This is a genomic window from uncultured Methanobrevibacter sp., assembly GCF_902770715.1.
GTDB lineage: Archaea > Methanobacteriota > Methanobacteria > Methanobacteriales > Methanobacteriaceae > Methanocatella.
Window position 1 is genome coordinate 16103 of record NZ_CACXTS010000024.1, and the last position, 13386, is coordinate 29488.

12 protein-coding genes are annotated in these 13386 nt (G+C 33.7%); 8 read left to right on the forward strand and 4 right to left on the reverse strand.

Annotation, left to right across the window (positions count from 1 at the left end):
- Nucleotides 1-151: 151 nt before the first annotated feature.
- Together QZU81_RS07715 and QZU81_RS07720 are read right to left on the reverse strand one after the other, a co-directional pair.
- Nucleotides 152-589 carry a hypothetical protein gene (locus tag QZU81_RS07715; protein ID WP_292826470.1) on the reverse strand — a complete coding sequence of 146 codons (438 nt, stop codon included), beginning with the start codon at nt 587-589 and terminating at the stop codon, nt 152-154.
- A 268-nt stretch (nt 590-857) separates the two neighbouring features.
- A complete protein-coding gene (locus QZU81_RS07720; RefSeq protein WP_295590973.1) occupies nt 858-6518 on the reverse strand; it encodes a hypothetical protein in 5661 nt (1886 codons plus the stop codon).
- A gap of 491 nt (nt 6519-7009) precedes the next feature.
- Between QZU81_RS07720 and QZU81_RS07725 the strand changes: the two genes are divergently transcribed.
- On the forward strand, nt 7010-8116 hold the full coding sequence (locus QZU81_RS07725; protein ID WP_295590976.1) for an adhesin: 1107 nt from the start codon (nt 7010-7012) through the stop codon (nt 8114-8116).
- A 37-nt stretch (nt 8117-8153) separates the two neighbouring features.
- Nucleotides 8154-8837, forward strand: a complete 684-nt coding sequence (locus QZU81_RS07730) for an MIP family channel protein (RefSeq protein WP_295590979.1) — start codon at nt 8154-8156, stop codon at nt 8835-8837.
- 20 nt (nt 8838-8857) lie between these two features.
- On the opposite strand, the gene QZU81_RS07735 is transcribed toward QZU81_RS07730, so the two are convergent.
- The gene (locus tag QZU81_RS07735; RefSeq protein ID WP_295590982.1) at nt 8858-9547 is read right to left on the reverse strand and encodes a nitroreductase family protein; all 690 of its coding nucleotides are present in this window, start codon (nt 9545-9547) and stop codon (nt 8858-8860) included.
- Nucleotides 9548-9622: 75 nt separating this feature from the next.
- On the opposite strand from QZU81_RS07735, the gene pyrH reads away from it, so the two are divergent.
- Genes pyrH through QZU81_RS07765 form a run of 6 tightly spaced genes read left to right on the forward strand, consistent with a single transcriptional unit; the run spans nt 9623 to nt 12763 of the window.
- Nucleotides 9623-10300 (forward strand): UMP kinase, encoded by a 678-nt coding sequence (gene pyrH / locus QZU81_RS07740; RefSeq protein WP_292826459.1) that lies wholly within the window; start codon nt 9623-9625, stop codon nt 10298-10300.
- Between the two features lie 8 nt (nt 10301-10308).
- A complete protein-coding gene (locus QZU81_RS07745) occupies nt 10309-11097 on the forward strand; it encodes a TatD family hydrolase (RefSeq protein ID WP_292850223.1) in 789 nt (262 codons plus the stop codon).
- Nucleotides 11098-11109: 12 nt separating this feature from the next.
- On the forward strand, nt 11110-11301 hold the full coding sequence (locus QZU81_RS07750) for a DUF2116 family Zn-ribbon domain-containing protein (protein ID WP_292749562.1): 192 nt from the start codon (nt 11110-11112) through the stop codon (nt 11299-11301).
- A 7-nt stretch (nt 11302-11308) separates the two neighbouring features.
- Entirely contained in the window at nt 11309-11632 is a 324-nt protein-coding gene (locus QZU81_RS07755) for a YbjQ family protein (protein WP_292826453.1), read from the forward strand.
- 1 nt (nt 11633) lies between these two features.
- Nucleotides 11634-12506, forward strand: coding sequence for a hypothetical protein (locus tag QZU81_RS07760; protein WP_295590989.1), 873 nt, complete (start codon nt 11634-11636; stop codon nt 12504-12506).
- 8 nt (nt 12507-12514) lie between these two features.
- Nucleotides 12515-12763, forward strand: a complete 249-nt coding sequence (locus QZU81_RS07765) for a hypothetical protein (RefSeq protein ID WP_292826448.1) — start codon at nt 12515-12517, stop codon at nt 12761-12763.
- Between the two features lie 262 nt (nt 12764-13025).
- On the opposite strand, the gene QZU81_RS07770 is transcribed toward QZU81_RS07765, so the two are convergent.
- Nucleotides 13026-13382 carry a lipopolysaccharide assembly protein LapB gene (locus tag QZU81_RS07770; protein WP_295590991.1) on the reverse strand — a complete coding sequence of 119 codons (357 nt, stop codon included), beginning with the start codon at nt 13380-13382 and terminating at the stop codon, nt 13026-13028.
- Nucleotides 13383-13386 lie beyond the last annotated feature (4 nt).

Here is a 13386-nt window from a genome sequence, read left to right on the forward strand (position 1 = left end):
ATTTTAAAAAAAAGACCTATTCTAAAAGAATTAAATGCAAAACTAGGTTAAAAAAAATGAAATATGTGCAAATCAAAAAGGATAATGCATAAATGGTGAATTTAAGGTTAATTAGAAAAAGTTTTTAAAAATAAAAAAAATAAGAGAAGAATTATTCGTCTTCTAATTCTTCTTCATCTTCGACAGGTGCTGAGAAAGTGAAAGTATCGTCTTCAACAACATCTTTTAATTTTAATGTTTTTTGTACGTCCATAGCTAATGCGTTACAGTCAGCTTTGATAGCTTCTAAGTGTAACAAAATTCTTTCTTTTTCTTGATTGATTCTGGTAATATTGGTATATGGGTAAGTACATTCTTTAAACATTTCGTATTCAATAGTAGTGTATGGATAATCGTTTAATTGTTCACATACATTTTTTAAGACTGAATAGAGGAAATTGTTCATTTCTACTTTTACTCTTTCCCTGATCATTTTGTCGTCATCAAGATTTTCTTTCATTAAACGTACAACTTCTGCTTTTGCGAATGGTAATTTTTCTTCTTCCATTAATTCTTCAGAAGTTTCTTCAATCATTTCTTCTTCAGACATAATTACACCTCATTTGTGTTTTGTAAAAATATTGATTCACTCCACAATTTCTTTAAAAAAGCATTATGTCATCAATATCAAACTATACATTTATTGGAACTTTTATTTAAAGGTTTTGATTAAATTGAAAAAACGGGCCATTATTTGATAGTTTTTTTATATACTATATAAAATTATTAACCGTTAAATTAATAATTTCAATACTTGAATAATTTCGAAAAATCGTTTCAAAAAAATTAAAAAAGTAGCTTAAAAGCTACTTTAAATTTTATCTTCTTTTGAAAATATCACTACCACAAAATATTATGGAAACTAATGTAGACACAACCAATAATGCAATAAGATTTGCAGTAGGTTTTTTTTGAATATTTGAAGCTGGATGATGAATATTTTTAGCATTGACTAATTTATGACCAAACAAATTAGTGGAAATGTTTTTAATAACTCTATTTGAATGATCAGTAGGGCTTTTGATTACATTAACAAATGCAAAGTCATCGTTGTTTGACAAATCATAATCAAATGTGTCACTTAAAACAGATGCAACATTCTTAAATATTCCATCGTTTATAGCTTCAAATTCCACCAATAAGTTTTCTTCACAGCCGGCTGCAAGTTCATCAATGGACCATTGCTGGATTGAAGAGTCAAATGTTCCTTTTGTTGCTTTAAATGATTTCAAAAGCAATGATTTTGGGAAATCTTCATTTACCTTAACATTCTTCGCAACATCTGGACCGTCATTACTTACCTTAATGGAATATGTAACCAAATCTCCAACATAATATTGGTATTTAGATACGGATTTTATAATTGACAAATCAGCTGCCGGATAGACATGAACATCATCTTCAGCTTCATTATTGTCAAGATTAGGATCCTCTTCATTTCCCTGGACAGTGGCCATGTTTATAATATCTCCAGTATCGATTACCTTTGATACAATTTCCAATTCTTTATAATCCCCAACGTTCAAATCTCCAATATACCAAATTCCCGCTTCATAATTTCCATCACCGCTAGCTTCAATGAATTTTAATGAATCCGGCAATACATCTTCAACAAAAACGCCTGTTGCATCATTGAAACCCTGATTTGAAACAGTTAATGTCCATTTTACAAAATCATTGTAATTGGCCACAGAAACATTTGCAACTTTTTCAATTGAAAGGTCGGCAACTGGCAATACATCAATTGACTCATTATCATAGTTATTTGACATGTTAATATCAAATTCATTAGCTGTTGCAGATACATTATTGGCGATGACGCCTAATTCATTCACATAACAGCTAATGTTTAGATATTCACTATCGCCCACATTGAGATAATCCAAATGCCAAATGCCGTTTTCATAGCTTCCACGACTTGATGTATAGTCTTTGAAGAGCAATCCTTCAGGTAACTCATCGCATACTACAACATTACTTGCATTATCAGGGCCGTTATTTGTTACTTGAATCATCCAAGTTACAATATCCCCAAAGAAAGGATTTTTATCATTCACTTGTTTTAAAACCGCAACATCAGAAGCTGATGGAACAAAAATAGACTCATTATCTACATTGTTATCTAAAACCGGGTCATATTCTATTCCGGAAATTTTAGCTAAATTAATAATATGTCCAGTTTTATTAACTTTACAGATGAGGTCTAAAGTTTGAATTTCGCCCTTTTCAAGACAGCACAGATTCCACACAGCATCATCATAAAATCCTTTGCTTGCAGTATAATTGATGAGCACTAAACCTTCAGGAAGCATGTCTTCAACAACAATACCGTTTACCTTATCAGGACCATTATTTAATGCAGTCAATGTCCATTTGACTAATTCCCCATAATTAACTTCACTGACATTGGCTGTTTTTAAAATAACCAAATCCCCTGACACATTTACGGCAATAGTTTCATTGTCAAAGTTATTTGCAGGATTATAATCGAATTCTTTAGAGGTTACTGAAACATTATTTGTGATGTTACCTGTTTGGTCGACTTGTGAAACAATAGAAAGTTTAACAGATTTTCCATTTTTTAAAGTACCGATATCCCAAATTCCAGTTATCGGATCATATTTTCCTAATGAATCATCACTTACCCATATTAAAGATTTAGGGAGTTTGTCAGCTAATTTTACATTATGTGCATCATCAGGACCATTATTTTTAACAGTTAATGTCCATTTGACTTGTTTCTTGAAATCAGGATTTGTATCATTGACTGATTTTTTAACTTCCAAATCGACTGCGGGATTAATGAATATTGATTTATTGGCTTCATTGTTATCCAAATTGTAATCAAATTCTTTTCCAGTAATATTGGCAAAATTAATAAAATTACCAGTTTTAATTACTTTTGAAATAATTGTTAGTTTTAATGTTTCTCCTACATTCAATTTTCCAACATTAAAGACGTTCTGTGAATAGCTGCCCCTTTGCATGGTAGATTTCACATGAACAAAGCCATTCGGTAAAACATCCATTACTTTGACATTTGTTGCGTTATTTGGTCCATTATTTGTGATTAACAATGTCCATTCAACAGTATCGCCATAATTTGCAGTGGAAACATTGGCTAACTTCAAGATGGCCAAATCTGTTGACAAACCAACGTTTATTGTTTCATTATCGTGGTTGTTATCCATATCATAGTCAAACTCGCGGGAGGTTACATTAACGCCATTAGTAATTCTGCCTGTCTTATTGACTTTACAGATTAAACTTAATTTAACGGATTTATCAATTCCTAATGTTCCAATCTTCCAAATACCCGCATCCTTATCATAATTTCCTGTAGAATTAACAAGAATCAAAGACTTAGGAAGAACATCAGAAACTTTAACATCATGAGCAACATCAGGACCATAATTAGAAACAACCAAATTCCACTCAACCAAATCCCCAAAACGAGGATTAGAAACATTAACACCCTTAACAACACCAACATCAACAGCAGGGTCTACTTTAACAGACTTTCTGGCATGATTATTGTCCAGATTATAGTCAAACTCACGAGAAGTTGCATCGGCATTATTGGAAATTGTTCCGGTTGCATTAATTTTACAGGTTATGCATAATTTTACTGATTTGTTAACGCCCAATGTTCCAATCTTCCAAATTCCAGTTTTGTTATCATAATTGCCTGTAGAATTGACAAATACCACCCCTTTAGGAAGAACATCTGAAACCTTAACATCATGAGCAACATCAGGACCATAATTAGAAACGACCAAAGTCCACTCAACCAAATCCCCAAAACGAGGAACAACACCAACATCAACAGCAGGATCCGCTTTAATAGAACTTTCATCAAAATTGTTGGTTAAATTGTAATCGAATTCTTTTGATGAAACGGAAGCATTATTTTTAATCAACCCTGTTGAATCAACTTTTGTGATTATGTTTAATTTTACGGATTTGTTAATACCCAAGGTCCCAATCTTCCAAATTCCAGTATCCGCATCATAATTGCCTGTAGAATTGACAAATATCAACCCTTTAGGAAGAACATCTGAAACCTTAACATCATGAGCAACATCAGGACCATAATTAGAAACGACCAAAGTCCACTCAACCAAATCCCCAAAACGAGGCTTAACAACACCAACATCGACGGCAGGAGGAATGCTGATTTGTTTTTCATCATGATTATTGTTCAAATCTATATCGAATTCATTACCTGTGACATTGGCCTTGTTTGTAATATTTCCTGTTTTGTTTACAATGGTTACGATGTTTACAATCAATGTTTCTCCAACTTTTAAAGGTCCTATCTTTAAAACACCAGTTTTTGGATTATATGCTCCATTTGTATCATCACTTACCCAAATAAGGCCTTTAGGCAATACATCATTGACAACAACCCCTGTTGCATCATTTGGCCCATTATTTGTAATGTTCAAAGTCCAAACTACCATATCCTCATAGGATATTGCATTTTTATTGATTGATTTTAGGATTTTGTTGTCTATTTTTGGAAGGACATTGAAAACAGTGCTATTGGTAATTGCCTTATAATAGTTATCTTCAAAGTGTTTTGCTGTAACATAATATTTTCCAGGTTTCAAATTGGTTAAATTATCAGACACTTCACCCAAATAATCGGAATTTAAAGTGTCATTATATACAACTGTTCCATCTTCGTGTTTTACAGTCATTAATATTTCCATATTATATTCACGATCGTCCTGGTACAATTTACCACTGTTTGTAGCTCCAGAAACAGGATTTTCACCATCGATTTCAATTTTATCAAAATTGGCTGCGTTATAAATTGCATTTGATACATCTAGATTATCATAATCTGCAATATTATTCCCTCCAATGATTACTGATTGGATATTTTCTACATCACCATAGTAAATATCATGAGCTGAAATAGGTAAATGATAAACCCATGCCTGGTTCTGGTATAGGGTATTGTTTTTTAATTTAAATTCAACGCCATGTTTGTCAAAGTAAATTGCACTACCATTTCTTGCAGTATTCAACTTAAAAACATTGTTTTGAGCTAATGCCTTGGTACTGTTGATGTAAATAGCTCCTCCTAATCCATCATCCAGTTTAGTTACATCAGGTATAGCTTCATTTGCAATGAATTTTGAGTTTTTGACTGTTGTATCTTCCCCTTTTATGAATACGGCCCCACCATCAATATTTGCAATATTCCTGTTAAAATCTGAATTAATAATTTTGACATTATTCGCTTCAATATTGACAGCACCACCATACCTTGATGCGTAATTGTCATCAAATGTTGATTTTTCAATTTTGATATTGAAACCATCCAATTTAACTGCACCACCCAAAGGTGCTTTATTGCCTTTAAAAACACTATTTGTAATATTTAAATCCATGAAATCCTGGTAATCTAATAAAATTGATACTGCACCACCGAATACATTGGCTGTGTTGTTAATCAAAGTACAGTTGTTTAAATTACCTGAAGCATGGTATGTCAAAGCTCCCCCATGGTCTGCAGTATTATTAATGAAGACGCAGTTGTAATATGAAGAACCGTTTCTAACACATCCTGCTCCAGCATGGCCTGATCCATCTGAAGTTATTACTATGTTATTTTTGAATATGCAGTCACGGACAACACCATATGATGGTTCTGTATCCAAACCTATTTGTACTGCTCCGCCGCACACCGCTTCGGGTCCTTTAATATAATTAGAATCAAAGATACAGTTTGTGATTTTAAAATCATGACTAAAAGCACCCACTGCACCGGCAGCAATTCCTGCACCATTTTTTGTAAAGTTACAATTTTTTATTGTTAAGCCTAATGAGGTTTCGGCCTTGTAAGGTGTTTGTATTGCACCTGAAGTTAGTTTAGCATAGTTATTTTCAAAAACGCAATTATCGAACGTGACAAACTTCGCTGAAAGGCTGATTGCGCCACCACGATTATCAGTGTATCCATTAATAAATTTTAAATTTTTAAATGTTGACTGTGCTCCTCCAGATGTAATTTTAAATATTACTGTTTTGTTTTTCCCGTCAAAAGTTGCCTGTGATGATGAAGTAAAAGTTAACTTCTTTGATAAAGAAATTGTATCTCCACCAGTTGAAATGAAATTTCCGCTTAATTTTATTGTATCTCCACTACTTGCACTATTTATCACCTTCTGAATATCACCAAAAGTACCCCCATCCAATGAATGGGATTTTGCTTGCAATACATCATTTTGCCCTGTATATTCAAGCATCAATTTATTTTCATTCGTATTTTCAAGTATTCCATTTTCGTGAGAATTTTCCAGCTTATCTCCTACATCTACATCCAATCCTATTTCGCCACTCTCATTAAGCTCTACAGCATATGCTTGATTAATGTCAACTCCCAGTGAAGTAAACATTAAGCAAATGAACAGCAATGAAATGAGGAAAGGTTTGCTAATAATCATCTTTTGAATATTTTCTAACATTCTAATACCCCTATCGAGGACATATCATACTATTAATTAACAAAAGCTACTAATCAGCAATTAAACTTTTTATTTTGAGTTTTTATTTGAAAAGAATAAAGCATGTCATGAAATTTTAAAAAATAACTTTAATTAAAAAGCAATCTATTAATTAGATGCCTTACACAATTAATTTTTAATCAAATTAATTGCCCTAACTAAAGAGTTATTTTCCAATTTTATGAAAAGAAATATACTTTTTCAAATCAGTACAAAATTTAACTGAAAATAAAAGATAATCTCTTTAAATCCTCAAAAAATCTATTAAACACCAATATATTTAAATTTATTGTAATAAAAGACTTAAATTTCTTAAAATAAAAAAATATTTGATTTAAAAGGAAATATAATAAACTGGATTAATAAAAATATTTTAGTTATGAAATTTATACATTAATAATAATTAACATTAAGGACAATGAAAAATGAAAAAGGAAATTATTATATTAATAATGGCTCTATTAATAATTGCTCCGGTTATACAGGATGTATCCGCATCTAAAACCGTATTTATAACTTCGGACAATATTATAGACCATGATCAAGATGTGAGATTATTAAATTCACTTAAACAGTATATAGAGGAAATAAGTGGAGGAGAATTACAAGTAATTGTTGACAATCAGGCCCCTGGAGCTGGCGAAGGATGGCGGTCAATAAATGTAACAAGTGACGTGAGCGTCGACATTGCCGCATCGGATGCTGGAAATTATTATCAGCTGGCTTCAGCAACAGTCAATACTGATAAGCAGATTGTTTTTGTAAATATAGGCAATTATGATTTGGACAACCATACAAACTTCCTTAGAAGAGCATGGGACGATAATTATTCTAATGAATCACTTGCGGGAATGCACGACCCTGGAACATTCCTTAAAAATGCGGGAATATACTATATCCAACCGACTAAAGAGTTCCCAGACAATGTTGAAGACGGGGTTTTATCAAAATATGATGAAAATATGAACCGCCAAATGGCTAAAGAAATCGTGGACATCGTTAACGGATACGGAAACTATTCAAAAGTCTTAAGTGATGAGTTAATAGTGACAAATAAATTATCACCACAAGGAATGGCAGACGCAAGCAAAATGCTTATAGCAAGCGGAGACAAAGAAATGAAAGGACCATACGGATCATATTCAACTCCCCAATTACTTTACCAGACCAGTGCCTACTTAAATGGTGATGGAATTGACATACCTAAAGAATATGACGGTCCTGAAAACCCATTAGGCATTTCATTATTAACCAAAGACACCTATTCCATCTACGATTACTTCAATATGGCCGGAATCGTTAAAAATTACATGGACGCTAATGGAAGGGCACCTGATTCAATTGAATACGAAGGAGCTCATATCGGATATTATGACTTAATGTATAACTTTGCTAAGATAACCCAAAGCCATACTGATGCACAGCATATGGGCTTTGAAAGCGAATATCAGTTTGATAAAGTTAACGATTCAATATTATTACACATTTTCCCATTTGTTTTAATATTGTTAGTGCTTTTCGTTGCTTACAAATTTTATAAAAAGATTAGAAGAAGATAAACAAGGATAATAAATTAGATTTAACGAGGAAAAAATTATGAAAAGATATGTATCAGAATTAATAGGGACAATGGTTCTTGTTCTATTCGGTTGCGGAAGTGCAGCCATAGCAGGACAAATGTTAGGTACCGTTGGAATTGCACTGGCATTTGGATTGTCCATTGTCGCCATGGCTTATGTGATTGGAGACATCTCCGGATGTCACATCAACCCTGCCGTTTCAATCGGTATGTGGATTGATGGAAGATTAGAAACAAAAGATTTGCTTGCATACATTGTATTCCAATGTATAGGTGCAGTAATCGGTATTGCTCTTTTAGCGGTCATCATTAATTCCGCCCCAAGTCTTGGAGGATACATGGCTACCGGACTTGGTCAAAACGGATTTGGATCTGCATCCAGCGTAGGTTTAGGTGCTGTTGGAGCAATAGTTGTTGAAATCATTTTAACCTTTGTATTTGTATTTACCGTCCTTGGTGTTACTAAAAAAGCAGAAAATGCAGCTGTTGCCGGAATTGTTATCGGTTTAACACTTGCATTTGTTCATATCATGGGAATTCCATTAACTGGAACTTCCGTAAACCCTGCACGTAGTTTAGCACCTGCACTGTTCCTTGGCGGCCAGGCTTTACAACAAGTTTGGGTATTCATTTTAGCACCTGTTGTCGGTGCAGTCATTGCAGGTTTATTATACAAGGGATTAACTTCAGAGGATGCTTAAATCCTCTCACCTTTCTTTTTTTAAATCCTAATACTTCCAACGTAAGTGTGGCCTTTAATATCCTTAAAATCAGTTTTTTTGAAAAATTCAAATGTATCCTCATTAGCCACATACATATGCGCTAAAGCTATTCCGACATCGATTGAATTCCATTTCTTAACGAATTGCCGTTTAAAAAAATTAGGTTTCACCTGATATACATCAAAACCATCGTCCGAATGCTTGAAATACCAAGGCTGTGAGTTAATGGATGATGGGGCAAGCTGTGCGGGAATTAATTGTTCATCTTCTACATCAGAGATTTTAGATAGGCTTTTTCTTTTGAATTTGTCTCTGGTTCTAGTGAAATCATTAGACTTGCCGAAAGCTATTGAAATTACAAAATCAGAATTCTTTTTCTTGGGTGAAGCCAGACCTACCCAACAGTTACCTACATCAATGCTTTGAAGATACAGACAAAGCTGTTGGAATATGAAACCCATATCCACATGATTTTCTTTTTTGTCAGTGTATATTGCCAAATAATATGGAGCGGAAAATCTTGCAAGGTTATTGACTTCATCAATTGTCATGATATCATAACTGTAACTGACGCCCCCATTCAAAAGTTTAATGGAGTTCATGAACTCATGAATCAAATCCATATCAATCTCTTCGTCCAGATAGTTCCTACAAGACTTTCTGATGTAAATCTGCTTTTCTAAATTCATTATTCTTATTATAGAGTTAATCCTTATTAAACTTTAAATAATATCTTAAAGATACATTATATATAAGGTGAATATATGAAAATTGTTATCGCAATTGGAGGATCCATTTTACTTAAGGAATATGACTGTAAGAAATTCCAGGCATATGGTGCTATCTTAAAAGATTTAGCTAAAGAACACGAGTTATTTGTTGTTGTAGGTGGTGGAAAACCAGCTAGGGAATACATAAGCGTAGTTCGTGACTTAGGAGCTGGCGAAGCGCAATGTGATGATATTGGAATTGAAGTTACAAGAATTAATGCAAAATTGATGTTGGCGGCACTTGGTGATGTGGCATATCAAAGAGTCCCTCACAATTTCCAGGAAGCGCTTGAATTTTCAGCAACTGGCAAAATAATTGTTATGGGTGGAACTGAACCGGCACACAGTACAGATGCAGTCTCAGCAATTCTAGCGGAATACGTTCAAGCGGATAAGCTCATCAACTTGACTTCTGTCGATGGAATGTACACAAAAGACCCTAACAAATTTGATGATGCTGAACTTGTCCCTGAAATCACTGCAACCGATTTGCTTGAATTTTTAAGCGGCAAGGATGTTAAAGCTGGAACTTATGAGTTCTTTGACACAACTGCAGTCCAAATGATTAAAAGATCCGACTTGGAAACTGTTATTACTAACGGTTTTGAGCCTGAAAACTTAATCAAAGCTGTCAATGGTGAAAAAATAGGAACCAGAATTATCAATGAATAGGTGATTTAGTGGACAATCTTATCGATATTGGCTTAAATCTAATGCATTCCTCATTCAAAAAAGACAGAGTGGAAATCATTGAAGAGGCTAAAAAAGTTGGTGTCAACCAATTCATAATCACAGGAACCAATGTTCATTCCAGCCATATGGCTGCAGAATATGCTTCAAAATATCCTGGAACTTTATTTTCAACATCAGGCGTTCATCCGCATGATGCCAAAACATGCAATGGACACACCATGTTTGAACTTGAAAAAATAGCTAAAAAGGATTGTGTTGTAGCTATCGGTGAATGCGGTCTTGATTATAATAGAAACTTTTCACCGCAGGACCTTCAGAGAAAATGGTTTGAAGCTCAAGTTGAAGTTGCTGAAAGGACTGACATGCCCCTGTTTTTACATGAAAGGGAAGCGCACAATGATTTATATGATATCCTGAAAAGACATGACAGCGTTGTTGAAAGGTCTGTAGTCCACTGTTTTACCGGAACCAAACAAGAAGCACAAAATTACGTTGATTTAGGTTGTTTTATTGGTGTTACCGGATGGATTTGTGATATGAAACGGGGAAGGGATTTGCAAGAGGCTGTAAGCGCAATACCTCCCGAAAAGTTAATGATTGAAACAGATGCACCGTTCCTAATACCAAAAAACTTTGACAAAAAGCCTAAAAAGAACAGAAATGAACCAAAATATTTACCTCACATCCTCGAAACAATTGCGCTCTGCATGGGAATGGATGCAGAAGAACTTGCAGTTCAAGTTACTAAAAATACTAAAGAATTCTTTAAAATATAAGGAGATGAAAAAATGGCAGTAGAACCTCATAAACATTGCCCGATTTGTGGAACCCCAATTCCTCTAAATGAACTTGTATGCTCACCGGATTGTCAAAAAGTCTGGGATGCAAGATTAAACCAAAGAAAAAGATCACAAATAATCTTATATGTAGTTATTGCAATCTTTTTAATAATTTGGGCAGTAATGACTTTCATGAAATAGTGATAAAATGATTTTAACTTCAGCAAATACACTCGCCAATAAAGAGATAATCGACTATAAAGGATTGGTTACTGGAGAATCTTTAATTGGTGCCAATATTTATAAAGATTTATTCTCCGGTGTGCGGGATGTTGTAGGTGGAAGAACATCAAGATATGAAGAGGAACTTGAAAAAGCAAGAGACATCGCTTTAGAAAGCATGAAAGAAAAAGCAGAAAATTTGGGAGCCAATGCAATTATAGGCCTTAAAATTTCTTATGATAATCTGGGCGGCACTATGGGCAATACCATACTCGTAACTGCATATGGCACCGCTATAAAATATGAATAGCATGAACATTAAAAATCATGAAAAGATGAAATATATCCGAGAGGCATTTATATGTATCTTAACTGGTACCTTAGTTGGCCTTGTAGTATATGGATTTTTTCTACATTTCAATATTGCTATTTATGGGTGGAATCTAGGCTTGATTTTCGCCCCATTGGCGGCAGGTTATGTAGAAACCATATTGGCCAATAGATTTATAGGTGAAAACATAGGTGCTATTAGTGCCTTTTTCCTTTTTATATATACAACATTCTACAGCTTTATATTGAAAAACCCGACATTAGGGTTTAATATTATAACTATCGGATCAATAGCTGTGATTTTACAGGCAGCATTTCCAACAGCCGTTAACTATATACTATTTTCAATAGGCTTTGGAATAATATCCTACTTCTCAGGAATCTTCAAAAAGATTACCAATCATGTATATAATCTGATTTTAGGATATTATGAAAAATATGTACTTAAAGAGCCGCATATACTTGATTTAGAAAGAATTGAAGAAAAGAAGTCTTATGAAGTCCCAACATTCAATGAAAAAGAAAGCAATGAAAGAATAAACAGTCTAGATTTTTATTTTATGACAAGCACCGACCTCATCACTATGAAACATGAAAACATAGGAATATTCAATACACATGTCATTATAGAAAAATATAAAAGATTAAATCTAACTCCACAAGAAATAGAAAATAAGGCATTGTACGAACTTAAAAAAGGAAAAGACGAATGTTTAATAAAACTAAGTGAAGAAATCAAATCCGCCGGCGGCAATGGTGTGATCGATTTGGAAATCCAATATGGTCTGATAGGTCTTGGAGGAGATAGTTTTCAAATAAACGCAATAGGAATTGGAGTTAAATTATTCTCATAGGTGATATTATGAATCCAGAAGATTTTATAGCACAATTAAGTCAAGAAGCAGGCATTGATGCTAATCAAGCCGCAAGCGTAAACGGAATTTTAGAAAGCACCTTTTTAGCTGGAAACAAAAACAAAGACATGATTACCAAGCTAATCAGTGAGAAGTTAGGTGTCGATCAAGCACAAGCAAACATGATTTATGATGTCGCTGTCGGCCTTCTTGCTACTGGTGTTCTAAGCAAAATAAAAGGAATTTTCAAAAAATAAGAGGATTTTAATCTTCTTATTTTTTAATATTGGAAGTGAAAAAAATGGATGGTGAAGGAACAATTATCATACCGATTGATATATAATTGCTCTAATATCCCCACTTTTGGGACTAATTTATGGAGCCATATTATTTTACTACAAAAAAGAGGTTCCGTTATACCGCAAACACGGTAGATACATCATATACCTTGCAATATTGGTATTTGTTATTGGTGTGATATCAGTAGCTACCGGAATAATTAAAGTATAATGAGTTAATCTATAACTCATTTAATCTTTTTTTAAATTCTTCATTATTCTTGCAGTTGGCAATAGCCTTTTTCAAGATGTCTTTTTCTTTATCAACGCTGCCCTGTTTTTGATAGATTCCTATAATGGCTTCGTATGCTTTTTGGGAATCTGGCAGGACAAAAATAACTTGCTTGTACAATTCCAAAGCTTCATCCAATTTGCCGGATTTCTCAAGATATTGGGCTTCATTCATCATGTTTTTAATATTGTCAAATTTGCCCTCGCCTTTAGGCTTTATTTTTCCTTCAACGTTTTTTAACTTATCAAAAATACTTCCTGCCTTATCGGCATCAAAATTTTCTCCAACTTTTCTCTCTCCACTCATCTTA

What these genes read in the sequence shown, in the direction of transcription:
- QZU81_RS07770 (WP_295590991.1), bottom strand. Translation starts at nt 13,382, where the DNA reads ATGAGTGGAGAGAGAAAAGTTGGAGAAAATTTTGATGCCGATAAGGCA.
- QZU81_RS07755 (WP_292826453.1), top strand. Translation starts at nt 11,309, where the DNA reads ATGATTTTAACTTCAGCAAATACACTCGCCAATAAAGAGATAATCGAC.
- QZU81_RS07720 (WP_295590973.1), bottom strand. Translation starts at nt 6,518, where the DNA reads ATGTTAGAAAATATTCAAAAGATGATTATTAGCAAACCTTTCCTCATT.
- QZU81_RS07715 (WP_292826470.1), bottom strand. Translation starts at nt 589, where the DNA reads ATGTCTGAAGAAGAAATGATTGAAGAAACTTCTGAAGAATTAATGGAA.
- QZU81_RS07730 (WP_295590979.1), top strand. Translation starts at nt 8,154, where the DNA reads ATGAAAAGATATGTATCAGAATTAATAGGGACAATGGTTCTTGTTCTA.
- QZU81_RS07760 (WP_295590989.1), top strand. Translation starts at nt 11,634, where the DNA reads ATGAACATTAAAAATCATGAAAAGATGAAATATATCCGAGAGGCATTT.
- QZU81_RS07735 (WP_295590982.1), bottom strand. Translation starts at nt 9,547, where the DNA reads ATGAATTTAGAAAAGCAGATTTACATCAGAAAGTCTTGTAGGAACTAT.
- QZU81_RS07750 (WP_292749562.1), top strand. Translation starts at nt 11,110, where the DNA reads ATGGCAGTAGAACCTCATAAACATTGCCCGATTTGTGGAACCCCAATT.
- pyrH (WP_292826459.1), top strand. Translation starts at nt 9,623, where the DNA reads ATGAAAATTGTTATCGCAATTGGAGGATCCATTTTACTTAAGGAATAT.
- QZU81_RS07725 (WP_295590976.1), top strand. Translation starts at nt 7,010, where the DNA reads ATGGCTCTATTAATAATTGCTCCGGTTATACAGGATGTATCCGCATCT.
- QZU81_RS07765 (WP_292826448.1), top strand. Translation starts at nt 12,515, where the DNA reads ATGAATCCAGAAGATTTTATAGCACAATTAAGTCAAGAAGCAGGCATT.